This window comes from Streptomyces sp. B3I8 (genome assembly GCF_030816915.1).
Taxonomy (GTDB): domain Bacteria; phylum Actinomycetota; class Actinomycetes; order Streptomycetales; family Streptomycetaceae; genus Streptomyces.
In genome coordinates, this window is record NZ_JAUSYN010000002.1 from 4,287,317 (window position 1) to 4,310,432 (window position 23,116).

Consider the following 23,116-nt stretch of genomic DNA (forward strand, 5'->3'; position numbering starts at 1 on the left):
GCGTATCTGCGGCGTGTCTACTGCGTGCCCATCAGGTCGCGGAGCTGGTGGGGGAGCTTGGACTCGCAGTCCTGCTTCGCGGAGTTGGTGAGGGCGTCCTTCGCGCAGGTGTAGTAGTCGTTGTAGACCAGGTGCGCGGTGAAGGTCATGGCCACCAGCAGCAGGGCCAGGGAAGCCGTGACCAGGCCGCTGACCGCCGCCGTCGTCCGGGGGCGGCCCGGCGGCTGCGGGGCGGGGGCCTGGGCGGGAACCGGAGCGGACGTGCCGTTCTGTGGACGCGGGGGCTTGGCGCGCAGCGCGCTCACGCCCCAGTACAGCCCGAGCGCGCCCAGCAGCAGTGCCACCGACGGCCAGCCGAACAGGGCGAAGAAGACGGCCCACATGCCGGACAGGAGCGCGTAGCGCGCCTTGCGCTGAGCGGGGTCGGCCGGGTCCCAGCGCAGCCCGCCGTTCCCCTGGCCCCCGGGTCCGCCCTGGCCCCCGGGACCGCCCTGGCCCCCGGGACCGCCCTGGTCCCCGGGACCGCCGTCGCCGGGGCCCTCCGGGCCGCCGGGCCGGTGCGGGCGCGTGCCGAAACTGCCGTCCGTCGACGGTCCCGGCTGCCGGTCGCTCCACTGGCTGCCCCACGCGGAGCCGCCCTGGCCGCCCTGACCGTCGTGCCCCCGGCCCTCACCCCGACCGTGGCTCTCGCCCTGACCACCCTGACCGCCTTCCGGGCGCCGGGGCTGCCACGGGCGGTCCGGTGCGCCCTCGGGCGGCGGCGCGAACGGGTTGTCGTCCCCCGAGGGCGCCCCACCCGCACGATCCGACCCGGTCCCGGTCCCTGACTCCGAGCCGGACCCGGAGACGGAACTGGACCCACTCGCCCCACCCGGACCCTCTCCGCCGGGCGCGGACGTGCCCCCGTGCGGCGGGTGCGGGGGCTGGTGCCGCTCGCGCGGCAGGAGGTGCGGGTGTCGGAAACGGCTGTCCGGCATCAGGTGTGCGTCTTCCCCTTGGTGGTTCCGGCGGGCGGCGGGCGGTGCGGTCCGTGTGGTCCGTGCGGCTCGTCAGCGCGTTGCGCGTACGGGCGTCGTACAGGTGTCGTACGGATGTGCGGAGGCGCACTCCGGGCGTGCGTACCGGTCGCGAGGACCCGTACCCCGGCACCCGTGGCGTCCCTGCCCGGGTGTTCGCGTACCCGACCGGTGAACGTCCCGCGCGGACGGGTCGTTCCCCGCGCGCGGGCCGCCCGCCGCGGGCGGGTGCTCCCCGCACGCTACCGCCCGGCTCCGCCCCCGTCCCGTGGGGGTTGTCCGGTGTGCCGGTATCGTTGCGGGCGGTCGGCCGCTTCGTAGGCTTCCCCGTGTGCGGGGGCCCGAAGCATTCGTACGAACGTACAAAGACGAACGTCGTACGCGTCGCCCGCACACCGCATGCTCATCCCGAATGTTCTCCGGAACGTTCTCCCGACGAAAGGGCCCGCCGTGGCCGCCAAGCCCGTGGCTCCCGTGCCCGGACGCCGTTCCGGGCCGGGACGTCTGGTCGTCCTGGTCTCCGGGTCCGGCACCAATCTGCAGGCGATGCTCGACACCATCGCCGAGGCGGGAGCCGCCGCCTACGGCGCGGAGATCGTCGCCGTCGGGGCCGACCGCGCCGGCATCGAGGGACTGGCCCGCGCCGAGCGCGCCGGGGTGCCCACCTTCGTCTGCCGGGTCCGCGACCACGCCACCCGTGAGGAGTGGGACGCGGCACTCGCCGAGGCCGTCGCCGCGTACGAGCCCGACCTGGTCGTCTCGGCCGGGTTCATGAAGATCGTGGGGAAGCGGTTCCTCGCACGGTTCGGCGGGCGGTTCGTCAACACGCACCCCGCCCTCCTCCCCAGCTTCCCGGGAGCCCACGGTGTGCGGGACGCGCTCGCGTACGGCGTCCGGGTCACCGGCTGCACCGTCCACTTCGTCGACGACGGTGTCGACACCGGGCCGATCATCGCGCAGGGCGTGGTCGAGGTCCGGGACGAGGACCACGAGGACGACGGTGCCGCTCTGCACGAGCGCATCAAGGAAGTCGAGCGAAGGCTGCTCGTCGATGTCGTGGGGCGGCTCGCCCGCAACGGCTATCGCATCGAGGGACGAAAGGTAGTTATCCAGTGACCGCCACCGCCGGAAGCAACAAGCGGGCCATCCGTCGCGCGCTCGTCAGCGTCTACGACAAGACCGGACTCGAGGAGCTCGCCCGCGGGCTGCACGAGGCCGGCGTCGAACTCGTCTCCACCGGCTCCACCGCCGGGCGGATCGCCGCCGCCGGTGTGCCCGTCACCAAGGTCGAGGAACTCACCGGGTTCCCGGAGTGCCTCGACGGCCGGGTCAAGACCCTCCACCCCAAGGTGCACGCCGGCATCCTCGCCGACCTGCGCCTGGACAGCCACCGGCAGCAGCTCGACGAGCTGGGCGTGGCGCCGTTCGACATCGTCGTCGTCAACCTGTACCCGTTCCGGGAGACCGTCGCCTCGGGCGCGGGGCCGGACGAGTGCGTCGAGCAGATCGACATCGGCGGGCCGTCCATGGTGCGCGCCGCCGCCAAGAACCACCCGTCGGTGGCCGTGGTCACCAGCCCCGCCCGGTACGCCGACGTGCTCTCGGCGGTCAAGGACGGCGGCTTCGACCTCGCCGCCCGCAAGCGGCTGGCCGCCGAGGCCTTCCAGCACACCGCCGCGTACGACGTGGCCGTCGCCTCCTGGTTCGCCTCCGAGTACGCCCCGGTCGACGAGTCGCGCTTCCCGGACTTCCTCGGCGCCACCTGGGACCGCGCGCACACCCTGCGCTACGGCGAGAACCCGCACCAGCCCGCCGCGCTCTACACCACGCCCGGGGGCGGCGGCCTCGCGCAGGCCGAACAGCTCCACGGCAAGGAGATGTCGTACAACAACTACACGGACACGGACGCCGCCCGCCGTGCCGCGTACGACCACGACGAACCCTGCGTCGCGATCATCAAGCACGCCAACCCGTGCGGCATCGCGGTCGGCGCGGACGTCGCCGAGGCGCACCGCAAGGCGCACGCCTGCGACCCGCTGTCCGCGTTCGGCGGCGTGATCGCCGTCAACCGTCCGGTCAGCAAGGAGATGGCCGAGCAGGTCGCGGAGATCTTCACCGAGGTCGTCGTCGCGCCGGACTACGAGGAGGGCGCCCTCGAGGCGCTCACCAAGAAGAAGAACATCCGCGTGCTGCGCGCCCCCGAGGCGCCCGCCGCGCCGGTCGAGGTCAAGCCGATCGACGGCGGCGCGCTGCTCCAGGTCACCGACCGCCTCCAGGCCGAGGGCGACGACCCCGCCACCTGGACGCTGGCCACCGGTGAGGCGCTCTCCGAGGCGGAGCTGGCCGAACTGGCCTTCGCCTGGAAGGCGTGCCGTGCCGTGAAGTCGAACGCGATCCTGCTCGCCAAGGACGGCGCCTCGGTCGGCGTCGGCATGGGCCAGGTCAACCGGGTCGACTCCGCGAAGCTCGCGGTGGAGCGGGCGGGCGCCGAGCGCGCGCAGGGGGCGTACGCCGCCTCCGACGCGTTCTTCCCCTTCCCGGACGGCCTGGAGATCCTCACCGCGGCCGGTGTGAAGGCCGTGGTCCAGCCCGGCGGTTCGGTCCGCGACGAGCTGGTCGTGGAGGCGGCGAAGAAGGCCGGCGTGACGATGTACTTCACGGGGACGCGGCACTTCTTCCACTGACACGCTGCACCGCTGCACCACTGACACCGCTCGCACCGCCGTAGGACAGCGGCCCCGGGCCGGTGGCATCGCGCCACCGGCCCGGGGCCGTCGTCGTGCCGTCGGGCGCCCGCGTCAGTACCGGGGGCGGTTGAACCAGGCCGATCCCGTCGAGTTGCCGACGAAGACGGCGATCAGGATGCCCAGCACGGTGTGCACCAGGCCCACGATCACGAACGGGTAGATGCCCGCTATCGCGGTGACGACGGCGAAGACCAGGGCGGTGATGCGGACCCCGTTGCCACCGGTGTTGAACTTGGTCGCGAGCACGATGGCGAAGACCATCCACGCGACGCCGAAGACGACGAACGCCCACATCACGCCGGTCGACTGGTCGGCCAGACGCTGGAAGTCGGAGTTGTCCTTCAGCCCGTTGTCGTCCTTCGCCGCGTTGACGCTGACCGCCGCGATGGCGAACAGGGCCACGCCGATGACCTGGAGGCCGACGATGACCCACAACAGGGCGCGCGCCGCGCTCACCGTGCCCGGCATCGACGTCATGGCCGGGCCCATGCCGTACTGCTGCTGGACCGGGGGAGCCTGCGGATAGCCGTAGCCGGGCTGCTGGCCCTGGGGGTAGCCGTAGCCCTGCTGCTGAGGAGCGCCGTAACCGGGCTGCTGAGGGGCCCCGTAACCGGGCTGCTGCCCTTGTTGCGGTGCGCCGTAGGGGTTGTTCGGGTCGCCGTGACTCATGGCGCTCTTCTTCCCTCCATCTGCCGTTCGAGTGCGGGGACACGCGGCGCGGAGCGGAGGAAGGTTCTGAATTCGTGAGAATCCATGGGAATTCGCGAAGAAGAGCGGTTCGTCCCCCCGGTACTGCCCGCGGCACTGCCTGTTCATCGTTCTTGCGGGCGCGCTCGTTTGTCCAGAGGCATGCCATATGCGTTGTGCAAGCGCAACCTTCCGATCATGCGTTGATCAGGGAGGTAATGCCGTACCCCGAAGCGGCCCGGGGCGGGGGAGGGAACCGGGGTGCGCCGTCGTTCCCCGGTCTCGCATCGCGACCCGGATTGGAACCGCCGGGCGGTCATCCGGGAGGATGGGACCATGACCGCCCAGATTCTCGATGGCAAGGCCACCGCAGCCGCGATCAAGTCCGATCTGACCGCCCGCGTGGCGGCCCTGAAGGAGAAGGGCGTCACGCCCGGCCTCGGCACCGTCCTGGTCGGCGACGACCCCGGGAGCCACAAGTACGTCGCCGGCAAGCACCGCGACTGCGCGCAGGTCGGCATCGCCTCCCTCCAGCGCGAGCTGCCCGCGACGGCCACGCAGGAGGAGATCGAGGCCGTCGTCCGCGAACTGAACGAGGACCCGGCCTGCACGGGGTACATCGTGCAGCTCCCGCTGCCCAAGGGCATCGACGAGAACCGCATCCTGGAGCTGATGGACCCCGCCAAGGACGCGGACGGCCTGCACCCGATGAACCTCGGCCGGCTGGTGCTCAACGAGCCCGCGCCGCTGCCCTGCACCCCCAACGGCATCCTCACGCTGCTGCGTGCGCACGGCGTGGAGATCAAGGGCGCGGAGGTCGTGGTCGTCGGCCGCGGCGTGACCATCGGGCGGCCGATGCCGCTGCTGCTGACCCGGCGCAGCGAGAACGCGACGGTCACGCAGTGCCACACCGGCACGCGCGACCTGTCCGCCCACCTGAAGCGGGCGGACATCATCGTGGCCGCGGCGGGGGCGCCGCACCTGGTGCGCGCGGAGGACGTCAAGCCCGGCGCGGCCGTCCTCGACGTCGGCGTCTCGCGCAACGCCGAGGGCAAGATCGTCGGCGACGTCCACCCCGACGTCAACGAGGTCGCCGGCTGGATCTCCCCCAACCCGGGCGGCGTCGGCCCGATGACCCGTGCCCAGCTTCTCGTCAACGTGGTCGAGGCGGCGGAGCGCAGTGTCGGCTGAGCGGGGGGAGGGCGGCGTGGCCGCCCGGGACAACGGCGCGGGTGAGTCGACGTCCTCGGACGGTCCGGCCCCGGGCGCCGGGGCCACCGTCGGGGACGGTCGGGCGCAGGACAGCGTGCCCGGCACCGGCACTGGTACCGGCACCGTGAACGGACACGGCCGTACGGGGTCGAGCGCGACGGAGCCGGAGCCGGAGCCGGCATCAGAACCCGAGCCGGAGGCCGACCCGGAGCCGAAGTCGCAGCCGAAGCCGAAGTCGCAGCCGAAGCCGGCCCCGGCTGCCGGCACGGTGGACGGCGGTATCGGCGTTCACGACCGTGACCACAGCGACGACGACCGTGACCACAGCGACGACGACCGTGACCACCGCGACGACGATGACGACGACGAAGGCGGCGAGCTCACCGTGCGTGACCCCATCGCCGTCGGCGGCGGCCGTTTCGAGCGGGCCCGGCGTGGTGTGCGGCGGTTCCCGTTGTTCACCCGGGACACCGCGCCCCCCGAGGGCGGCGGCCGGGCCGCGCCCGGGGACGCGCCCGCGCCCGCCCGGCAGTGGCCGATCCTCGTCGTGCTGCTGACCGTCGGACTCGGACTGCTGCTCACCTCGCTCGACCTGTTCCGCGTGGGCACGATCCTCATAGGCGTCGCCCTGCTGGGTGGCGCCGCGATGCGATGGGCGCTGCCCGAGGTCGGCATGCTCGCCGTCCGGTCCCGCTTCACTGACCTGCTCACGTACGGCACGCTCGGCGTCGCGATCGTCCTGCTGGCGCTGATGGCGCAGCCGGGTCCCTGGCTGGTCATCCCGTTCCTGGACGACACGCTGCACTTCACGATCCGGACCTGACCGCACCGGGGACCTCCCCGCGAACCTGACGGTGGCCCGTACCTCCCCGGGAGTACGGGCCACCTGGCGCGCGGGGCCGTGCGCGCGGGCCGGTCAGACCGTGAGGCCCCGCAGCCACGGCCAGGACTGCGGGCCGGGCAGGCCGTCCACACCGAGGCCCGCGCCCCAGTCCCGGTTGGCGAGCCGCTGGAAGCTCCGCATCGACGCCTTGGACGTGGTGCCGAAGACACCGTCGACGGTGCCGGGGCTGGAGACCACGTCGGGCAGTACGTTGTGCATCCGCTTCAGGAGGCACTGCGCCTCGATGCCCGCGCTGGTGACGGTGCTCGACGACGGCACCACCGACTTGCCCGAGTAGTGGCCGGCGTACTCGTTGCCGTCGCTCCCCTTGCTGTAGTGGCAGCTGTACGCCGTCGCCGACGCCGGGGCCGCCGAGGCGGCCGCGACGGGCAGCAGGGCCACTCCGCCGCCGAGGACGAGTGAGGCCGCCGCGAGGGCGGTGCGCTTGCGCGAGGTCATTGCCGGCTCCTTCCGCGTGCGGGCCGGGTCCCCCCGTCGGGTACCGCGTTCGGCCCGCCGTGCGCGGCCCCGCCGGTCGAGCGGTGCCGCGGGACAAGAACGTAGGCTCCACCGGCCCGCCCCCGCGTCCCGCAACGGGTGGAACTCCTCGCCCACCGACCGCGGTAGCCGCGCGGTTCCTCCAACTACCGCGGTACCGCGCGAGGTTGACCCCCGCCCGGTGCACCGGCGATACGCTGCGACGATGCGCCCGCGGCCGACCCGTCCCCGTCCCGCCCCTCCGGGCGCCGCCCGTGCGCGCGGGGCCCGCCGCGTGCTCCACGCCCCGTACGTCGTCGACTCGCTGACCGCGCTCGCCATGGCCGCCGTCGCCCTGCTGCTCGGCCGGGAGTCCGCCGCGCAGGGGTGGCCGGAACTCGATGCCCGCGCCCTGCCCTGGATCGCGTGGTCACAGCTCCCGGTGGCGTTGCGCGGCCGTGCCCCGCTCACCGTGTTCGCCGTGGTCGGCGCCGCCGACGCGGTCTACGTCGGGCTCGGCTACTGGCCCGTGGTGTGCACCTTCGGCCCGATGCTCGCCCTCTACACCGTGGCCGCCCTGCGCCCGCTGCGCACCGCCCTGTGCTGCGCCGCCGTCCTCACCGGCCTGTGGATCTACGCCGGACTCGTCACCGACGGCTCCTCCATGCCGTCCGTCGTCGGCCAGGGCCTGCTGTTCTCCGCCGTGCTGGTCCGCTTCGGCGCCCTGGCCCGCCGCTCCGCCGGACTCACCCGCCGGCTGCGCGCCGAACAGGCCGAGCGGGCCCGCCGCGAGGTCGCCGAGGAACGCGGGCGCATCGCACGGGAGTTGCACGACGTGGTCGCCCACCACATGTCGGTGATCTCGGTGCAGGCGGGCCTCGCCCGGTTCGTGTTCGACTCCGACCGGACGACCTCCCGCACCGCCCTGGACACGATCGCCGGCACCAGCGCGGAGGCGCTCGACGAACTGCGCCGCATGCTCCAGGTGCTGCGGGAGGAGGACCTGACCGGCCCCGGCGGCGGCCGGGGCGACGCACCGGCCGCGCCCATGCCCGGACTCGGCCGGCTGGAGGACCTGGTGCGGCGCGTGCGCGCCGGTGGCGTCCCGGTCGGCCTCCGGGTCGAGGGCGACCCGCGCCCCCTCGCGCCCGGCGTGGACCTGTGCGCGTACCGGGTCGTGCAGGAGGCGCTGACCAACGTTCTCAAACACGCCCGCCACGCCGACGCCGTCGATGTCGAGGTCCGCTACCTCCCGCACCACGTGACGGTTTCCGTCACCGACGACGGGGAGGGGGTGATTCCGGACAGAGTCGCCGGTGGCGGCGGACACGGCTTGCTCGGCATGCGCGAGCGGGCCAAGCTCTACGGCGGGACGATCAGCGTCGGCCCGCGGAGCGAGGGCGGGTTCGCCGTACGGCTGACCCTGCCGACCTCGGCCGCGGCCGCTCGACAGGGGGACGACCGGACGGAATGACCGGACACGGGACGACCGGACGTGAGGCGGCCCGGCACGGGACGACCGGGTACGGGACCGTCGGGCGGCGTGGCGGGTGCGGGTTCCCGGACCGGCCGGGCGGGCGGGGCGCATGATCAGGGTGCTCGTCGTCGACGACCAGTACCTGATCCGGGCCGGCCTCGTGGGCCTGCTGAACGCGGCCCCCGGCATCGAGGTCGTCGGCGAGGCGGAGGACGGCGACGAGGCCGTCCGCGTCGCCGCCGAGGTCCTGCCGGACGTCGTCCTGATGGACATCCGGATGCCCGGCACCGACGGCGTCCGGGCCACCGAACGCATCCTCGCCCAGGCCACCGACCCCGTGCCGCGCGTCCTGGTGCTCACCACCTTCGACCTCGACGAGTACGTCTACGGGGCGCTTCGCGCGGGAGCCTCCGGGTTCCTGCTGAAGGACTCGGGTCCCGAACGCCTGCTGGCCGCCGTGACCGCCGTACGGGGCGGCGACGCCCTCTTCGCGCCCAGTGTCACCCGGCGGCTGGTGGAGGCGTACGCGGGACGGTTCGGGCATCGCCCCCAGGAGCCCGGACCGCCGCCGGAACTGGACGCGTTGACCACCCGTGAGGTGGAGGTCCTCGGGCTGATCGGCCGCGGCCTGTCCAACATGGAGATCGCCGACCGGCTCTACATCAGCGAGGCCACGGTCAAGACCCATCTCAACCGCACGATGACCAAGCTCGACCTGGACAGCCGGGCCCAGGCGGTGGTCGTGGCGTACGAGACGGGACTGGTCACACCCGGCGGCTGACGGCCCGGCGGCCGCCGGGCCGCGGGTGCCCCGCTGCGGCTCCGCCCCGGGACCTGGAATCCTGTCCTCGTGCGCGTCGGGCGGGGGGAGCCGGGCGCGCGGGTACGGAGCGCCGGGAGCGAGGGGGGAAGGGGACGTCATGCCTCGGTGGAAGGGCCTGCCGGAGGAACTCGATCCACGGCTCGGGGAGTTCGTGGGCCGGCTTCGGTGGCTCGTGGACCGCAGCGGGCTGAGTGTCGCCGCGGTGGCCGACCGGACGGGCTACAGCAGGACGTCCTGGGACCGGTATCTCCACGGGCGGCTGCTCGCGCCCAAGGGCGCGGTCGTCGCGCTGGCCGAGGTCACGGGGACCGACCCCGAGGACCTCACCACGCTGTGGGAGTCGGCGGAACGGGCATGGAGCCGCTCGGAGACACGGCAGGACATGACGAGGCAGGCGCTGCGGATCGCGCGGGCACGGGACGCACTCGCGGATCCCGCGCCCGCCCCCTCCGCGGCGGTCCGGCCCGGGGTGGCCGGTGGTGCGGCCGGAGCCGGCCCGACTCCGCCGTCGTCGTCGTCAATGCCGACGCGGCCCGAGGCGTCGGGCAGCGGCCCCCGGGCCGACGGTGTCCCGAGGGACGCCGCGCCGCCGGGTGCGCAGGACCGGCCCCGGCCGGGGGCGCGGCGGCGCCGTCCGGTGCTGCTCCTCACGGCGGTCGCCGGGACGCTCGCCGTGGTGCTGGGCGCGGTGTGGCTCACCTCGGACGGCGAGCGGCGGCCGGAGGCACGGCCGCGCGCCACGACCCCGGCCACCGCGGCGAGCACCGTGCCGACACTGCCCGCCGGGGTCCGGTGCGCAGGGGACGCCTGCGTCGGCAAGGACCCCGAGCGGATGGGCTGCGGCGGGGCGCGGGCCCGGACGACGACGAGCGTCACCGTGGGGACGACGCTGGTGGAGGTGCGCTACAGCGAGGTGTGCGGGGCGGCCTGGGGAAGGATCACCCGGGCGGTCCGGGGAGACAGGGTCACGGTGCGGGTGGTGGCCCCCGACGGAGCCACGGCCGAGGGACGCGTGCAGCGGGGAACCGTCGGGGGCGGGCCGGACGGAGCGGACGGAGCGGCCGGGGAGAACCCGGCGGACACGGACGCGTACACCCCGATGGTGCGGGTGGGGGGCGCCGGAGGCGCCGAGGTGTGCGCGATGCTGGCGTCCGGGCTGGACGGATGCGCGGAGTAGGACCCGCCGGAGCCGGAGCCGGAGCCGGAGCCGGAGCCGGAGCCGGAGCCGGAGCCGGAGCCGGAGCCGGAGCCGGAGCCGGAGCCGGAGCCGGAGAGCACCCACCCTTCTTCCCCTCCACCCCCTTCGCACACAGAACCATCACCTCTGTGTGCGGTTGGCCGCGCCGAGCCCGGGCACGCGGACAGTACCCCCACGGGATCCGGGCTCTCCGGTCCCCGGCCGGCGGCCGTCTGCGGTCCCTCCTCTCCCGGACCGGCGGCCGCCGACCTCCGTGACGCCCCTGTCACCCCCTGTGGGCCGGGCCACAGCGACCCCGACCGTGCGGGATGCCGGATGCGCGATAGCCTGACGTCGATCTCTTGACGCCAAGAGATCGATCATCCGCCCCGCCAGCCCTCCTACGGAGAACGCCATGACCCGCACTCCCGTGAACGTCACCGTCACCGGCGCGGCCGGCCAGATCGGTTACGCCCTGCTCTTCCGCATCGCCTCCGGCCAGCTGCTCGGCGCGGACGTGCCGGTCAAGCTGCGCCTGCTGGAGATCACCCCGGCGCTCAAGGCCGCCGAGGGGACCGCCATGGAGCTGGACGACTGCGCGTTCCCGCTGCTGCGGGGCATCGACATCAGTGACGACCCGAACGTCGCGTTCGACGGCACCAACGTCGCCCTCCTCGTCGGCGCCCGCCCCCGCACCAAGGGCATGGAGCGCGGCGACCTCCTGGAGGCCAACGGCGGCATCTTCAAGCCGCAGGGCAAGGCGATCAACGACAACGCCGCGGACGACGTCAAGGTCCTGGTCGTCGGCAACCCGGCGAACACCAACGCGCTCATCGCCCAGGCCGCCGCCCCGGACGTACCGGCCGAGCGCTTCACCGCGATGACCCGTCTGGACCACAACCGCGCGCTGACCCAGCTCGCGAAGAAGGCCGGCGTCACCGTCTCCGACATCCAGCGCCTGACCATCTGGGGCAACCACTCCGCCACCCAGTACCCGGACATCTTCAACGCCCGGATCGACGGCAAGTCCGCGGCCGAGGTCGTGGGCGACGAGAAGTGGCTGGCCGAGGAGTTCATCCCGACCGTCGCCAAGCGCGGTGCCGCCATCATCGAGGCCCGCGGCGCCTCTTCCGCCGCGTCGGCCGCCAACGCCGCGATCGACCACGTCCACACCTGGGTCAACGGCACCGCCGACGGCGACTGGACCTCCATGGCCGTCCCGTCCGACGGCTCCTACGGCGTGCCCGAGGGGATCATCTCCTCCTTCCCGGTCACCACCAAGGACGGCCGGTACGAGATCGTCCAGGGCCTGGACGTCAACGAGTTCTCGCGCGCCCGCATCGACGCCTCCGTCAAGGAGCTCACGGACGAGCGCGACGCGGTCCGCGGCCTCGGTCTGATCTGACTCCCGTAGGGCCCTGAGCCCTCCGGGCCCCACCGGCCCGGCCGGCCGCGCCTACACCCTCCGCACAGGCTCCGTCCCGTTTTCGTACGGGACGGGGCCTGTCGGCGTGTACGCCGCTATCGTCGAGTTCCGGGCGGGATCGGGGGGGACGGTAGGACATGCGCCAACGGTGGGACGCGGAGCAGCAGCGCTGGATCGACGACGACGCGGGTGCGGTCGGCGCGCAACCGCCGACGGGACAGGCGGGACAGGCCGGACAGGCCGGACAGCAGGGGCAGGCGGGCCCGCCCCGGCACGGGGAGGAGCGGCCCTGGTGGGCCGGCGCCGAGACGCAGATCGGCACCGTCCGTCCGCCGTCGGTCCCGGACGCGCCGGCCGCCCCGGCGTACGCGGCCCCTCCGACGTACGCGGCCCCTCCACCCCCACCCCCGGCCGCCCCGTCGTACCCCCGGCAGCCGGAGTACGTCCCGGCGACGTTCCCCGGGACCGCATCCGTACCCGCGCCGGGGCCGCACCCCCGACGCCCCCGCACCACCCTCGTGCTGGTCGCGGTGCTGGCCGTGCTCGTCGGAAGCGGCGCCGCCGCCGGGGTGTGGTGGCTGACCCGCGACGACTCGGCGCGGCAGGCGCAGGCCCGCCCGTCCGCGGCCGGCTCGGCCACGGGGAACCGGTCGGTGGCGCCCCCGGCCGACACCGGCGACGGCCCACCGTCACCGTCGGACACCGAGCGGGCCCTCGCCCACTCCGCGGGGCCCTCGCCCGGGTACCGCCGGGCCGAGGACCCCGTCGGCTACCGGGTGGACGTGCCCGAGGGGTGGGTGCGCGAGGAGGAGCGCGGGGTGAGCGCGGAGGTCGTCACCTACCGCTCGCCCGCCGACGGGCGCAGCCTGCTGATCTTCGAGGTGGTCGAGGAGAGCCCCGCCGCCTCCCTGGACCTCGCCGAGAACGGCCCCGGCGGCTTCACCGGGAAACTCGCCGGCTACCGCGTCCTCGACCGCTCCTCCGGGCCGGACTGGGCGGAGCTCGACTACCGGTACGACGACACGTCCTCCGGCGCCACCCGGGTCGTCGACCGCCGCTTCACCGCCGCCGACGGCACGCTCTACGCGATCCGCTCCAGCGGCCCGGAGGGCTCGGACGTGCGGGAGCCGTTCGACGCGGCGTTCACCTCGTTCTGCCCGACCGGGGCGAGCTGCCCGGCCACGTGAGCGCCCCGCCGCGCGCGGGGTCACGCTGGGCTGCCCGGCGGTGACATTTCGCTTCCTGGGGCGGCTGTGCCGCACTATGCTGATGGTCCATCACAGCGCGTGTCATGTACGCGCGTTTCGACCATCGGGGGATGGGCGTGAGTACCGCCTACGTGCCGCAACAACCACAGCCACAGCCGGACCCGCACGCACGGGCCGGCGCCGCCCGGGCCACCGGGTCGCTCCCGGAACCGCCGGCGACACCGCCGTACGCCAGCGAGGCCACCCGGCTGCTGTGCGCCGGGACCTATCTGGACTCCGCGTACCGCGACCAGGTCATCGACGAGCTGTACCTCAACGAACAGCGCCTGGCCGCGCCCTCCCTGGGGCTCGACGCGGCCCGGGTCCTGGCGCACGCCCTGCGCGCCCGCCGGCTGGAACTGGCCTGGTCCGGGGCGATCCTGGGCCTGTGGGTGGTGGGCATGCCGCTCACCCGGTACTTCCTCCTCCTCTTCCTCGTCTTCGGCGCCTACTCCGCCGCGGCGCCCTGGGTGCGCGGCAAGGCCGAGCACCCGCCGATGTACCGACGCGTGTTCGCCTTCCTGCTGCGCTGGTACAGCCGCATCGGCATCGCGGCCCTGCTCGCCGCCGCCCTGTACGTCGCGTGCGGAGGCGGGGACGACACCTCCGCCGCCCCCTCGTACGACGACATGTACGGCACGTCGAGCGGCTCCGACGTCTCGCCCTCCGACACCCTGCACCAGTGGTTCGGCGTCCTGGGCGCCTGGGTGACCCTCGCCGTCCTCGCGCTCACCGTCGTCTTCCTCGTCGCCCAGCGCGGCCAGGTCACCCGCTCGCTGGCCGCCGAGCTCTCGACGCGGCGCTTCCAGGAGGTCGCGGACGACCCCGCCGAGCAGTCGGAGGGACGGCGGTTCCGGCGGCTGGCGCAGCGCGTCCGGGCCGAGCAGTGGCAGCCGTTGGTCATGTACCACGAGGCCCGTCCGTTCTGCGGGGCCGGCGCCGCGCACGACACCTGGGTGCTCGCCGTCGAACTGCGCCCCGACGGGATGAAGAAGCAGCGCCCGCTGAGCAACCGGGCCGTCCTGGAGACCGTGCGCCCGCTGCTCGAACAGCTCCGCGAGTCCGCCGCGACGGCCGAGCACCCGGTGCGCGACCGGCTGCGCCGGCTGGAGATCGACGAGTGCGTGTTCCTGCCGGTCGAGGGGCTGCTGCGGCGCGAGGACGCCCCGTACGGCCCCGGGGACTTCGAGAGCCACCTGGTGCGCGCGGTCGAGGAGGGCGCCGAGAAGCGGCGGCACTTCCTGCGGGTGCGGGTCGGGGGCTGGGAGGAGGAGCTGATCGTCAGCGTCTTCGTCCGGGTCCACACACAGGGCCGGATGCTCATGCTGGAGATCGCCCCGCACGTCCTGACCCCGGTGCGCGAGGACTTCAAGGAGGCCGACCGCACCGCCCACCGCTACAACCACAACAGCCTGCTGGGCAAGGCCGCCTGGGCCGTGCCGCGGGTGCCGTCGGCGGCCGCCGCGGCGGTGTACCAGCTCGGCCGGCAGGTCGTGTTCGGCTGGCGCCTGGTGACCTCGGGCAACGCGGGCGCGCTGCCCGAGGGGCCGGGGCTGTCGGTGCGCGAGCTGGGGGCGGCGCCGGACGGGTCGCTGTTCCAGACGATGGACGTCGACCGCTACCTGCGGGCCGTGCAGGACCGGATCGCGCACGGGGTGCGCACCGCGCTGGCCGACGCCGGTTACCAGACCGGCGAATTCGTCCAGAAGATCGTCAACATCAGCAACGGCGGCGTGAACATCGAATCGGTGGAGGATTCCACCTTCGCCGTCGGCGACCACGCCACCGCGCAGAGCGGCAGCGGCGCCGCCGCACCGCAGAAGGGAACGGACTAGCGATGGCCGGCACCAATGAGCCCAGCGTCTCCCTGGGGAACGTCTCGGGCAGCACGTTCGCCATCGGCAGCCACGCCAGCGCGGTGAGCCACCACGGCACCGCGCCGGGGCGGGACGCCGCGACGGAGGAGCTGCTGGCGGCGGTGCGCGAGCTGCGCGCCGATCTGACCCGGGTGCGCTCCACCGACCGGACGGCCGAGCTGGACACCGCGCTCGCTGAGACGGAGGAGGAGATCACCGGCACGGGGCAGGCCGGGCCGACCCGGCGCGAACGGCTGCGGACCCTGCTCGCCGACTCCGAGTCCCTGCTGAGCGTGCTCGCCTCGGCGGGGGCGGTGGCCGGACTGCTCGGGATCGGGTCGTGACCGGCGAGAGACGGCGCGTCTGGAACGAGGAGACGCAGCGGTGGGAGGACACCGGTGTGTCCGGCGCCGCCGCCCCGCCGCCGCTTCCGCAGCTTCCGCCACCGCTGCCGGAACACCTGCCGTACATGCCCGAGCCGCCGGCCGCGCCCACGGTCCCGTCGCCCGTGCCGCCGCCGGGCGGGGGCGGGCGGGCGCTGCGGCAGAAGACCCTGACCGCGGCCGCCGCGCTCGTCGTCCTGCTCGGCACCGGCTACGGCGTGCACCGGCTGACCGGCGACGACGGCTCCGACCGCACCCGTACGGCCGCGACGGCGCCGCCGAGCGAGGACGGCGTCCCCACGGACGAGGACTCCGGCGTGGGCGGCGGCCCGACCTCCGATTCCGCCTCCACGTCCTCCTCCCCGTCCCCCTCCGGGACGGAAGGCGGACTCCCGGCCGGCTACCAGCAGGTCGACGACCCCGCCGGGTACTCGCTGGCCGTACCCGACGGGTGGGAGCGCACCGAGCGTGACTCCGGCGTCTTCTACGCCACGGACGGCGACCGCGACCTGCTGCAGATCTTCGTCGTCACGGAGCCGGGGCTCACCCCCTACGAGGCGGTGCGGCAGTCCTCGAAGAACCTGGACGCGCAGCAGCCCGGGTACGAGGAGATCTCCCTCGACCGCGGCGCCGCCCCCGAGGACGCGTCCCCCGCCGTCGGCGACGACGCGGCACGCCTCGTCTACGCCTACGACAGCGAGAAGCTCGGCACCCGCAAGCAGTGCGTGGAGTACGCGTTCACCGCGGACGACGGCAAGAAGTACGCGATGGTCGCGGCGGGGCCGCAGGACGACTGGTCGGCCACGGAGGAGACGGCACGCGTGGCACTGGCCCACCTGTCGACGGACGGTGCCGGCGCCGCCGAATAGCTCGGCGGGTACGGTGCGCCGGCGGCAGCGGGCCGCCCGTGGCTGCTCGCGCGGTTCCCCGCGCCCCTTCGGGGCGCGGTTCCCGCGCTCCCCTTCAGCCCCGCTGCCCCGGCCGGTAGTGCCCCGGCGCCATCCGCGTCGACACCCCGAACCGGTTCCACGCGTTGATCACGGTGATCGCCGCGATCAGCCGTGCCAGCTCCCCCTCCTCGAAGTGCTCCGCCGCCCGCGCGTACACCTCGTCCGGGACGAACCCGTCCGTCAGGACCGTCACCGCCTCCGTCAGCTCCAGGGCCGCGATCTCCCGCTCGGTGTAGAAGTGCCGCGACTCCTGCCACGCCGAGAGCTGCACGATCCGCTCCACGCTCTCGCCCGCCGCGAGCGCGTCCTTCGTGTGCATGTCCAGGCAGAACGCGCAGTGGTTGAGCTGCGAGGCGCGGATCTTCACCAGTTCCCGCAGCTTCGGGTCGAGCCCCTCCGCCGCGGCCGCGTCCAGCCGGACCATCGCCTTGTAGACCTCGGGCGCGTGCTTGGCCCACTGCAGGCGGGGCTCGTGCTCGGCCGCGTACTCGGTCTCCGCCACCGTCATCGTCTCGTTCGTCGTCATGCCGTCGACCCTAGGAGCAGGGCAGCCCAACGGTATGGTCCACTTCCATGCCGAATCAGCGGGCCACTTCCGCACTCGACCTCCACCTGCAACTGGACCGGAGCCCCGGCACCGGCCTGCGTCGCGGTCTCACCGCCGCCCTGCGCGAGGACGTCCGCACCGGTCGTCTCACCCCCGGCACCCGCCTGCCCTCCTCCCGCGTCCTCGCCGCCGACCTCGGGATCGCCCGCAACACGGTCGCCGACGCCTACGCCGACCTCGTCGCCGAGGGCTGGCTCACCGCCCGCCAGGGCTCCGGCACCCGGGTCGCCGAGCGTCCGGTCGCCGCACCCAGCCGCCCCGAGGTCCCGCCCCGCGCCCGCGTCCGTCCCACGTACGACCTCACCCCCGGCACCCCCGACCTCGCCTCCTTCCCCCGTGCCGAATGGCTCCGCGCCGCCCGCCGCGCCCTGGCCCGCGCCCCGCACGAGGCCCTCGGCTACGGCGACCCGCGCGGCCGCCCCGAACTGCGCGTCGCGCTCGCCGACTACCTCGCCCGCGCCCGCGGTGTGCGCGCCGACCCCGAACGCATCCTGGTCTGCGCCGGTTTCACCCACGGGCTGTCGCTGCTGGGCACCGTGCTGCGGGAGCGCGGGGTGCGCACGGTCGCGGTGGACGAGTACGGCCTCGACGTCCACTGGAACGTCCTGACCCGCGCCGGGCTGAGCACCGTCCCCCTCCCGGTCGACGAACACGGCACCCGCACCACCGGGTTGACCGCCGCCCGCGGCGGACCGGGGGCCGTCCTCCTCACCCCCGCGCACCAGTTCCCGCTCGGCGTGCCCCTGCACCCCGACCGGCGCGCGGAGGTCCTGGACTGGGCCCGGCGCACCGGCGGCGTGGTCGTGGAGGACGACTACGACGGCGAGTTCCGCTACGACCGCCAGCCGGTCGGCGCGCTCCAGAGCCTCGACCCCGACCGCGTCGTCTACGCGGGCACCGCCAGCAAGGCCCTCGCCCCCGGGCTGCGGCTGGCCTGGCTGGTGCTGCCGCCCGCGCTGGCCGGGGAGGCGGCGGAGGCGACCGGCGGCCACAGCCGCTGCGGCGTCCTCGACCAGCTCACCCTCGCCGAGTTCCTCGCCTCCGGCGCCTACGACCGTCATGTGCGCGCCTCCCGGCTGCGTCACCGGCGCCGCCGTGACCAGCTCATTGCCGCGCTCGCCGTCCGCGCCCCCGAGGTGCGGCCCACCGGCATCGCGGCCGGACTGCACGCGGTGCTGCGGCTGCCCCCGGGCACCGAGGAGACGGTGGTGCGGGAGGCCGTCTGGCAGGGCCTCGCCCTGCACGGTCTGTCCTCGCACCGCCACCCGCAGGCCGGCCCCGCCCCGGCGGCGGACGCCCTCGTCGTCGGCTACGGCACGCCCCCCGACCACGCCTGGTCCGGAGCCCTCGACGCCCTGTGCCGGGCGGTGCCGTAAGGTACCGCGCGCAGACGCTCGACAGCGGCAACGGGGGAGTGCGGACATGGCGGACATACGCCGGCGAATGCGGTCCACGACGGTCGTGCTGGGAAGCGTGGGGCTGCTCGCCGCCGCGCTCACGGCCTGCTCGTCCGATCCGGACAAGCGGTGCGTGGACAAGGACAGTTACACCGCCGGCAAGGGCTACCGCACCGTCGACAAAAAGTACTGCGACTCCTCCTCCACCAAGTCCGGCGTCCACGGCGTCTGGTACTACGGCGGCACGAAGAAGGGGCAGCGCGTCAGCGGCGGTTCCCTCACCAAGTCCCGCTCCGGGCACGGCTCCTCGGGCGGCAGCGGCGTCGAACGGGGCGGGTTCGGCGGCAAGGGCGGCGGCTCCGGAAGCTGAGGGGGAAGCCCGCATGGAACGCCGCATCCTCACCCCCCGCCCCGACTGGCAGCGCACGGTCGAGGCCCAGGGACTGATCTACCCGCTCACCCTGCCCCCCGCCCGGGAGTCCGCCCGGGCGGCGGGCGAGACCGTCCCCGACGACGCCTGGGTGCCGTACTGGGACGAGAGCGCCGCCTACGTCTTCTCGCTGCCCGAGGTCGAGGCGCTGGAGGAGACGGTCGGGGAACTGCACCGCATGTGCCTCGACGCCGCCGCCCACATCGTCGCGGAGAACCGATTCGCCGACCTCGGCATCACCGACCCGCGCATCGCCGCGGCCGTCACCGAGGCCTGGCACCGGCGCGCCGAACTCCCCTCCCTCTACGGCCGCTTCGACCTGCGCTATGACGGGAGTGGCCCGGCGAAGCTCCTTGAGTACAACGCCGACACCCCGACCTCGCTGGTCGAGGCCGCCTCCCCCCAGTGGTTCTGGATGGAGGACCGGTTCCCCGGCGCCGACCAGTGGAACTCCCTGCACGAACGCCTGGTCGACGCCTGGCGGAAGCAGTCCGCGCTGCTCCCGCCGGGCAGCCCGCTGTACTTCGCGCACTCCTCGGCGGACGAACTCGGCGAGGACCTGATGACGGTCGCCTATCTGAAGGAGACGGCGGAACAGGCCGGGCTCGACACCGACTGGATCTCCATGGAGGAGATCGGCTGGGACACACTCTCAGGACGCTTCGTCGACAACCAACTCCGCTTCATCCGCGCCTGCTTCAAGCTGTACCCGTGGGAGTGGCTCACCTCCGACGCGTTCGCCGAGCACGTCCTCGCCACCCTCGACAACGGCGGCGGCACCGGCAGCACCCTGTGGATCGAGCCCGCCTGGAAGATGCTGCTCAGCAACAAGGCGCTGCTGGCGATCCTCTGGGAACTCCACCCCGGCCACCCGAACCTGCTCCCCGCCTACCTCGACGGCCCCCGCGAACTGGCCGCCACCACCGGCTACGTCGCCAAGCCGCTGCTCGGCCGGGAGGGCGCCGGCATCACCGTGCACGAGCCGGGCGGCGGGGCGGGAACCGGAGAGAACACCGGTGCCGCGGCGGGCGCCGGGGTGGTCCTGCGGGACGAGCCCTGCTGCTACCAGGAGTTCGCCCCGCTGCCCGACTTCGACGGCAACCGGGTCGTGCTCGGCGCATGGGTCGTCGGCGACGAGCCGGCGGGCCTCGGCATCCGCGAGTCCGCCGGGCTGATCACCGACGAGTACGCCCGTTTCCTGCCGCACGTCATCCTCTGAGCGGTCGCGTCAGCCCCGCGGGGCACCGAGCACCGCCGCGAACCGGTCGATCCCCCACTCCAGGTCCTCCTCGGAGATCACCAGTGGCGGGGCGAGGCGGAGCGTGGAGCCGTGGGTCTCCTTGACCAGGACGCCCCGCTCCAGCAGCCGCTCGGAGATCTCCCGCCCGGTGCCGAACGCCGGGTCCACGTCGACCCCCGCCCACAGCCCCCGCCCGCGCACCTGGGTCACCGGACCGGTGCCGCTCGTGCCGCGCGCGAGCTCCGACAGCCGCCGGTGCAGCACCTCGCCCAGCCGGGCCGCCCGCTCCTGGTACTCGCCCGTGCGCAGCAGCGCGAGCACCTCCAGGGCCACCGCGCAGGCCAGCGGATTGCCGCCGAACGTCGAGCCGTGCTCGCCGGGCCGGAACACCCCGAGCACCTCCTCGTCGGCCACCACCGCCGACACCGGCACGATCCCGCCACCGAGCGCCTTGCCCAGCACGTACACGTCCGGCACCACGCCCTCGTGCTCACAGGCGAACGTCCGTCCGGTGCGGCCGAGCCCCGACTGGATCTCGTCCGCCACGAACAGCGCGCCCCGCTCCCGGGTCAGTTCCCGCACCCCGGCCAGATAGCCCGGCGGCGGCACCCGCACCCCCGCCTCGCCCTGGATCGGCTCGAGGAGGACGGCCACGGTGTCCTCGGTGACGGCACCGCGCAGCGCGGTGAGGTCGCCGTACGGGACGATGTCGAAGCCGGGCGTGTAGGGGCCGTAGTCCGCGCGGGCCTCCGGGTCCGTGGAGAAGCTGATCACCGTCGTCGTACGGCCGTGGAAGTTGCCGTCCGCGACGACGATCCTCGCCCGTCCCGCAGGTACCCCCTTCACCCGGTAACCCCACTTCCGGGCCGTCTTCACCGCCGTCTCGACCGCCTCCGCGCCCGTGTTCATCGGCAGCACCATCTCCTTGCCGCACAGCGCGGCCAGCTCGGCGCAGAACGCGGCGAACCGGTCGTGGTGGAACGCCCGCGAGGTCAGCGTCACCCGTTCGAGCTGGGCCCGTGCGGCGTCGAGCAGCCGCCGGTTGCCGTGGCCGAAATTGAGCGCCGAGTACCCGGCCAGGAAGTCCAGGAAGCGGCGCCCCTCCACGTCCGTCATCCAGGCGCCCTCCGCCGTCGCGACGACGACCGGCAGCGGGTGGTAGGTGCGCGCGCAGTGCGCGTCGGCCTCGGCGATCAGGTCGTCGGCGGTGCTCACGGGGGATCCCCTTTCCGTCGGTGCGGTCTCCCCTCCGTTCCGTACCGTTTCCGCCCGTGCGGAAGAGATCCCGCCGCACCTCCCCTCCTCGCCCGCATGGTGGACGCGGGACCCGAACGCCGCGTCCCGCCCGGTAGGCTGGCCGCGGGCCGTGACTGGCGCGCTGGGATGGGACCGACCATCGGGAAGCGGCCCCGGGCCTGCCTCGACCGTCAGGATCCGTGCGTGTGTGAGCCGTGCGCCTGGGCCGAAACCGTGACACGTGACCGCTGAACGCCACGCAGCCCCGGAGGCCGAGATGTCAGAGCAGCCGCCCCTGTCCACCGAGACCACCGCCTTCCGCAGTGCCCTCGACGTGATCCGCGCCGTGGAGCCCCGCATCGCCGACGCCATCGGCCAGGAGGTCGCCGACCAGCGCGAGATGCTCAAGCTGATCGCGTCCGAGAACTACGCCTCCCCGGCCACGCTGCTGGCCATGGGCAACTGGTTCAGCGACAAGTACGCCGAGGGCACGGTCGGCCGCCGCTTCTACGCCGGCTGCCGCAACGTCGACACCGTCGAGTCGCTCGCCGCCGAACACGCCCGCGAACTGTTCGGCGCCCGGCACGCCTACGTCCAGCCGCACTCCGGCATCGACGCCAACCTCGTCGCCTTCTGGGCCGTCCTCGCCGACCGCGTCGAGGCGCCGTTCCTGGCGAAGACCGGTGTCCGTCAGATCAACGACCTCTCCGAGGCCGACTGGGCCGAGCTGCGCCAGGCCTTCGGCAACCAGCGCATGCTCGGCATGTCCCTGGACGCCGGCGGTCACCTCACCCACGGCTTCCGCCCGAACATCTCCGGCAAGATGTTCGACCAGCGCTCCTACGGCACCGACCCCGTCACCGGCCTCATCGACTACGAGGCCCTGCGCGCGCAGGCCCGCGAGTTCAAGCCGCTGATCCTCGTCGCGGGCTACTCGGCGTACCCGCGCCTGGTGAACTTCCGGATCATGCGCGAGATCGCCGACGAGGTCGGCGCGACCCTCATGGTCGACATGGCGCACTTCGCCGGTCTCGTCGCGGGCAAGGTCCTCACCGGCGACTTCGACCCGGTGCCGCACGCCCAGATCGTGACCACGACCACGCACAAGTCGCTGCGCGGTCCGCGCGGGGGCATGGTCCTGTGCGACGACTCCCTCAAGGACCAGGTCGACCGCGGCTGCCCGATGGTGCTGGGCGGCCCGCTCCCGCACGTCATGGCCGCCAAGGCGGTCGCCCTGGCGGAGGCCCGGCAGCCGTCCTTCCAGGACTACGCGCGGCGCATCGTCGACAACGCCCGCGCGCTCGCCGAGGGCCTGATGAAGCGCGGCGCCACGCTGGTCACCGGCGGCACGGACAACCACCTCAACCTGATCGACGTCGCCTCCTCCTACGGGCTCACCGGCCGCCAGGCCGAGCAGGCGCTGCTCGACTCGGGCATCGTCACCAACCGCAACGCGATCCCCGCCGACCCGAACGGCGCGTGGTACACGTCCGGCATCCGCGTCGGCACCCCGGCGCTGACGACCCGGGGCCTGGGCATCGCGGAGATGGACGAGATCGCCGCGCTGATCGACCGTGTCCTGACGGCGACGGAGCCGGGCACGACGGCGAAGGGCGCGCCGTCGAAGGCCCAGCACGTGCTGGACCCGAAGATCGCGGAAGAATCCGCACACCGCGCGACGGCCCTGGTCTCCGGCTTCCCCCTCTACCCGGAAGTCGACCTGACCTGACCCGTACCCGCCCGCGCACCCCGCCCCCCGAGCTCTCCCGCGCCCGGGGGGCCCGGGGCAGCGCCCCAGGTCAAGGACGGGAAGGGCAGGGGCGGCGGGGGCGAGAGAAGTCCGCG

21 protein-coding genes are annotated in these 23,116 nt (G+C 73.9%); 16 read left to right on the forward strand and 5 right to left on the reverse strand.

Annotation, left to right across the window (positions count from 1 at the left end; translation table 11 throughout):
- Positions 1-17 precede the first annotated feature (17 nt).
- A complete protein-coding gene (locus QFZ64_RS21240) occupies positions 18-977 on the reverse strand; it encodes a hypothetical protein (protein ID WP_307068045.1) in 960 nt (319 codons plus the stop codon).
- 489 nt (positions 978-1,466) lie between these two features.
- On the opposite strand from QFZ64_RS21240, the gene purN reads away from it, so the two are divergent.
- Both purN and purH read left to right on the forward strand, forming a co-directional pair.
- The gene (gene purN / locus QFZ64_RS21245; protein WP_307068048.1) at positions 1,467-2,132 is read left to right on the forward strand and encodes a phosphoribosylglycinamide formyltransferase; all 666 of its coding nucleotides are present in this window, start codon (positions 1,467-1,469) and stop codon (positions 2,130-2,132) included.
- Positions 2,129-3,700 carry a bifunctional phosphoribosylaminoimidazolecarboxamide formyltransferase/IMP cyclohydrolase gene (gene purH / locus QFZ64_RS21250; RefSeq protein ID WP_307068050.1) on the forward strand — a complete coding sequence of 524 codons (1,572 nt, stop codon included), beginning with the start codon at positions 2,129-2,131 and terminating at the stop codon, positions 3,698-3,700. The genes purN and purH overlap by 4 nt, the downstream gene beginning before the upstream one ends.
- 114 nt (positions 3,701-3,814) lie before the next feature.
- Here purH and QFZ64_RS21255 read toward each other — a convergent pair whose 3' ends face one another.
- On the reverse strand, positions 3,815-4,432 hold the full coding sequence (locus QFZ64_RS21255) for a hypothetical protein (RefSeq protein ID WP_307068053.1): 618 nt from the start codon (positions 4,430-4,432) through the stop codon (positions 3,815-3,817).
- A 354-nt stretch (positions 4,433-4,786) separates the two neighbouring features.
- On the opposite strand from QFZ64_RS21255, the gene QFZ64_RS21260 reads away from it, so the two are divergent.
- Positions 4,787-5,641: a bifunctional methylenetetrahydrofolate dehydrogenase/methenyltetrahydrofolate cyclohydrolase gene (locus QFZ64_RS21260; RefSeq protein ID WP_307068055.1), complete on the forward strand. Its 855-nt coding sequence runs from the start codon at positions 4,787-4,789 to the stop codon at positions 5,639-5,641.
- Positions 5,642-6,047: 406 nt separating this feature from the next.
- Positions 6,048-6,485 carry a DUF3017 domain-containing protein gene (locus QFZ64_RS21265; protein WP_373430763.1) on the forward strand — a complete coding sequence of 146 codons (438 nt, stop codon included), beginning with the start codon at positions 6,048-6,050 and terminating at the stop codon, positions 6,483-6,485.
- A 93-nt stretch (positions 6,486-6,578) separates the two neighbouring features.
- Here QFZ64_RS21265 and QFZ64_RS21270 read toward each other — a convergent pair whose 3' ends face one another.
- Entirely contained in the window at positions 6,579-7,004 is a 426-nt protein-coding gene (locus QFZ64_RS21270; protein ID WP_307068058.1) for a peptidoglycan-binding protein, read from the reverse strand.
- A gap of 358 nt (positions 7,005-7,362) precedes the next feature.
- On the opposite strand from QFZ64_RS21270, the gene QFZ64_RS21275 reads away from it, so the two are divergent.
- The 8 genes from QFZ64_RS21275 to QFZ64_RS21310 all read left to right on the forward strand — a co-directional run bounded on the left by QFZ64_RS21275 (position 7,363) and on the right by QFZ64_RS21310 (position 16,280).
- Positions 7,363-8,496 (forward strand): sensor histidine kinase, encoded by a 1,134-nt coding sequence (locus QFZ64_RS21275; RefSeq protein ID WP_307071796.1) that lies wholly within the window; start codon positions 7,363-7,365, stop codon positions 8,494-8,496.
- Between the two features lie 112 nt (positions 8,497-8,608).
- On the forward strand, positions 8,609-9,280 hold the full coding sequence (locus tag QFZ64_RS21280) for a response regulator transcription factor (RefSeq protein WP_307068060.1): 672 nt from the start codon (positions 8,609-8,611) through the stop codon (positions 9,278-9,280).
- Between the two features lie 139 nt (positions 9,281-9,419).
- Positions 9,420-10,499, forward strand: coding sequence for an XRE family transcriptional regulator (locus QFZ64_RS21285; RefSeq protein ID WP_307068062.1), 1,080 nt, complete (start codon positions 9,420-9,422; stop codon positions 10,497-10,499).
- Positions 10,500-10,914: 415 nt separating this feature from the next.
- Positions 10,915-11,904 carry a malate dehydrogenase gene (locus QFZ64_RS21290; RefSeq protein ID WP_307068064.1) on the forward strand — a complete coding sequence of 330 codons (990 nt, stop codon included), beginning with the start codon at positions 10,915-10,917 and terminating at the stop codon, positions 11,902-11,904.
- A 158-nt stretch (positions 11,905-12,062) separates the two neighbouring features.
- On the forward strand, positions 12,063-13,112 hold the full coding sequence (locus QFZ64_RS21295) for a hypothetical protein (protein ID WP_307068066.1): 1,050 nt from the start codon (positions 12,063-12,065) through the stop codon (positions 13,110-13,112).
- Between the two features lie 137 nt (positions 13,113-13,249).
- Positions 13,250-15,007 carry a hypothetical protein gene (locus QFZ64_RS21300; RefSeq protein WP_307071797.1) on the forward strand — a complete coding sequence of 586 codons (1,758 nt, stop codon included), beginning with the start codon at positions 13,250-13,252 and terminating at the stop codon, positions 15,005-15,007.
- A gap of 2 nt (positions 15,008-15,009) precedes the next feature.
- Complete coding sequence (locus QFZ64_RS21305) at positions 15,010-15,372, forward strand: hypothetical protein (protein WP_307068070.1); 363 nt, start codon at positions 15,010-15,012, stop codon at positions 15,370-15,372.
- Positions 15,369-16,280, forward strand: a complete 912-nt coding sequence (locus QFZ64_RS21310; protein WP_307068072.1) for a hypothetical protein — start codon at positions 15,369-15,371, stop codon at positions 16,278-16,280. Before QFZ64_RS21305 ends, QFZ64_RS21310 begins: the two co-directional genes overlap by 4 nt.
- Positions 16,281-16,374: 94 nt before the next feature.
- On the opposite strand, the gene QFZ64_RS21315 is transcribed toward QFZ64_RS21310, so the two are convergent.
- Positions 16,375-16,887, reverse strand: coding sequence for a carboxymuconolactone decarboxylase family protein (locus QFZ64_RS21315; protein ID WP_307068074.1), 513 nt, complete (start codon positions 16,885-16,887; stop codon positions 16,375-16,377).
- A 47-nt stretch (positions 16,888-16,934) separates the two neighbouring features.
- Between QFZ64_RS21315 and QFZ64_RS21320 the strand changes: the two genes are divergently transcribed.
- From QFZ64_RS21320 to QFZ64_RS21330, 3 genes are read left to right on the forward strand one after another with little or no spacing between them, the layout of a single operon-like run.
- Entirely contained in the window at positions 16,935-18,344 is a 1,410-nt protein-coding gene (locus QFZ64_RS21320; RefSeq protein ID WP_307068075.1) for a PLP-dependent aminotransferase family protein, read from the forward strand.
- Positions 18,345-18,390: 46 nt separating this feature from the next.
- Positions 18,391-18,735 carry a hypothetical protein gene (locus tag QFZ64_RS21325; protein ID WP_307068077.1) on the forward strand — a complete coding sequence of 115 codons (345 nt, stop codon included), beginning with the start codon at positions 18,391-18,393 and terminating at the stop codon, positions 18,733-18,735.
- A gap of 13 nt (positions 18,736-18,748) precedes the next feature.
- Positions 18,749-20,014: a glutathionylspermidine synthase family protein gene (locus QFZ64_RS21330; protein ID WP_307068079.1), complete on the forward strand. Its 1,266-nt coding sequence runs from the start codon at positions 18,749-18,751 to the stop codon at positions 20,012-20,014.
- Positions 20,015-20,023: 9 nt separating this feature from the next.
- Here QFZ64_RS21330 and rocD read toward each other — a convergent pair whose 3' ends face one another.
- Positions 20,024-21,250, reverse strand: coding sequence for an ornithine--oxo-acid transaminase (gene rocD / locus QFZ64_RS21335; protein ID WP_307068081.1), 1,227 nt, complete (start codon positions 21,248-21,250; stop codon positions 20,024-20,026).
- A 298-nt stretch (positions 21,251-21,548) separates the two neighbouring features.
- Here rocD and QFZ64_RS21340 point away from each other — a divergent pair, with 298 nt between their 5' ends.
- Positions 21,549-23,000: a glycine hydroxymethyltransferase gene (locus QFZ64_RS21340; RefSeq protein ID WP_307068082.1), complete on the forward strand. Its 1,452-nt coding sequence runs from the start codon at positions 21,549-21,551 to the stop codon at positions 22,998-23,000.
- Positions 23,001-23,116: the final 116 nt, after the last annotated feature.

Coding starts and splice junctions, on each gene's coding strand:
- QFZ64_RS21330 (WP_307068079.1), top strand. CDS start 18,749: ATGGAACGCCGCATCCTCACCCCCCGCCCCGACTGGCAGCGCACGGTC.
- QFZ64_RS21305 (WP_307068070.1), top strand. CDS start 15,010: ATGGCCGGCACCAATGAGCCCAGCGTCTCCCTGGGGAACGTCTCGGGC.
- QFZ64_RS21325 (WP_307068077.1), top strand. CDS start 18,391: ATGGCGGACATACGCCGGCGAATGCGGTCCACGACGGTCGTGCTGGGA.
- QFZ64_RS21320 (WP_307068075.1), top strand. CDS start 16,935: ATGCCGAATCAGCGGGCCACTTCCGCACTCGACCTCCACCTGCAACTG.
- QFZ64_RS21290 (WP_307068064.1), top strand. CDS start 10,915: ATGACCCGCACTCCCGTGAACGTCACCGTCACCGGCGCGGCCGGCCAG.
- QFZ64_RS21275 (WP_307071796.1), top strand. CDS start 7,363: ATGGCCGCCGTCGCCCTGCTGCTCGGCCGGGAGTCCGCCGCGCAGGGG.
- QFZ64_RS21340 (WP_307068082.1), top strand. CDS start 21,549: ATGTCAGAGCAGCCGCCCCTGTCCACCGAGACCACCGCCTTCCGCAGT.
- QFZ64_RS21240 (WP_307068045.1), bottom strand. CDS start 977: ATGCCGGACAGCCGTTTCCGACACCCGCACCTCCTGCCGCGCGAGCGG.
- QFZ64_RS21260 (WP_307068055.1), top strand. CDS start 4,787: ATGACCGCCCAGATTCTCGATGGCAAGGCCACCGCAGCCGCGATCAAG.
- QFZ64_RS21295 (WP_307068066.1), top strand. CDS start 12,063: ATGCGCCAACGGTGGGACGCGGAGCAGCAGCGCTGGATCGACGACGAC.
- QFZ64_RS21315 (WP_307068074.1), bottom strand. CDS start 16,887: ATGACGACGAACGAGACGATGACGGTGGCGGAGACCGAGTACGCGGCC.
- QFZ64_RS21280 (WP_307068060.1), top strand. CDS start 8,609: ATGATCAGGGTGCTCGTCGTCGACGACCAGTACCTGATCCGGGCCGGC.
- QFZ64_RS21255 (WP_307068053.1), bottom strand. CDS start 4,432: ATGAGTCACGGCGACCCGAACAACCCCTACGGCGCACCGCAACAAGGG.
- QFZ64_RS21285 (WP_307068062.1), top strand. CDS start 9,420: ATGCCTCGGTGGAAGGGCCTGCCGGAGGAACTCGATCCACGGCTCGGG.
- QFZ64_RS21270 (WP_307068058.1), bottom strand. CDS start 7,004: ATGACCTCGCGCAAGCGCACCGCCCTCGCGGCGGCCTCACTCGTCCTC.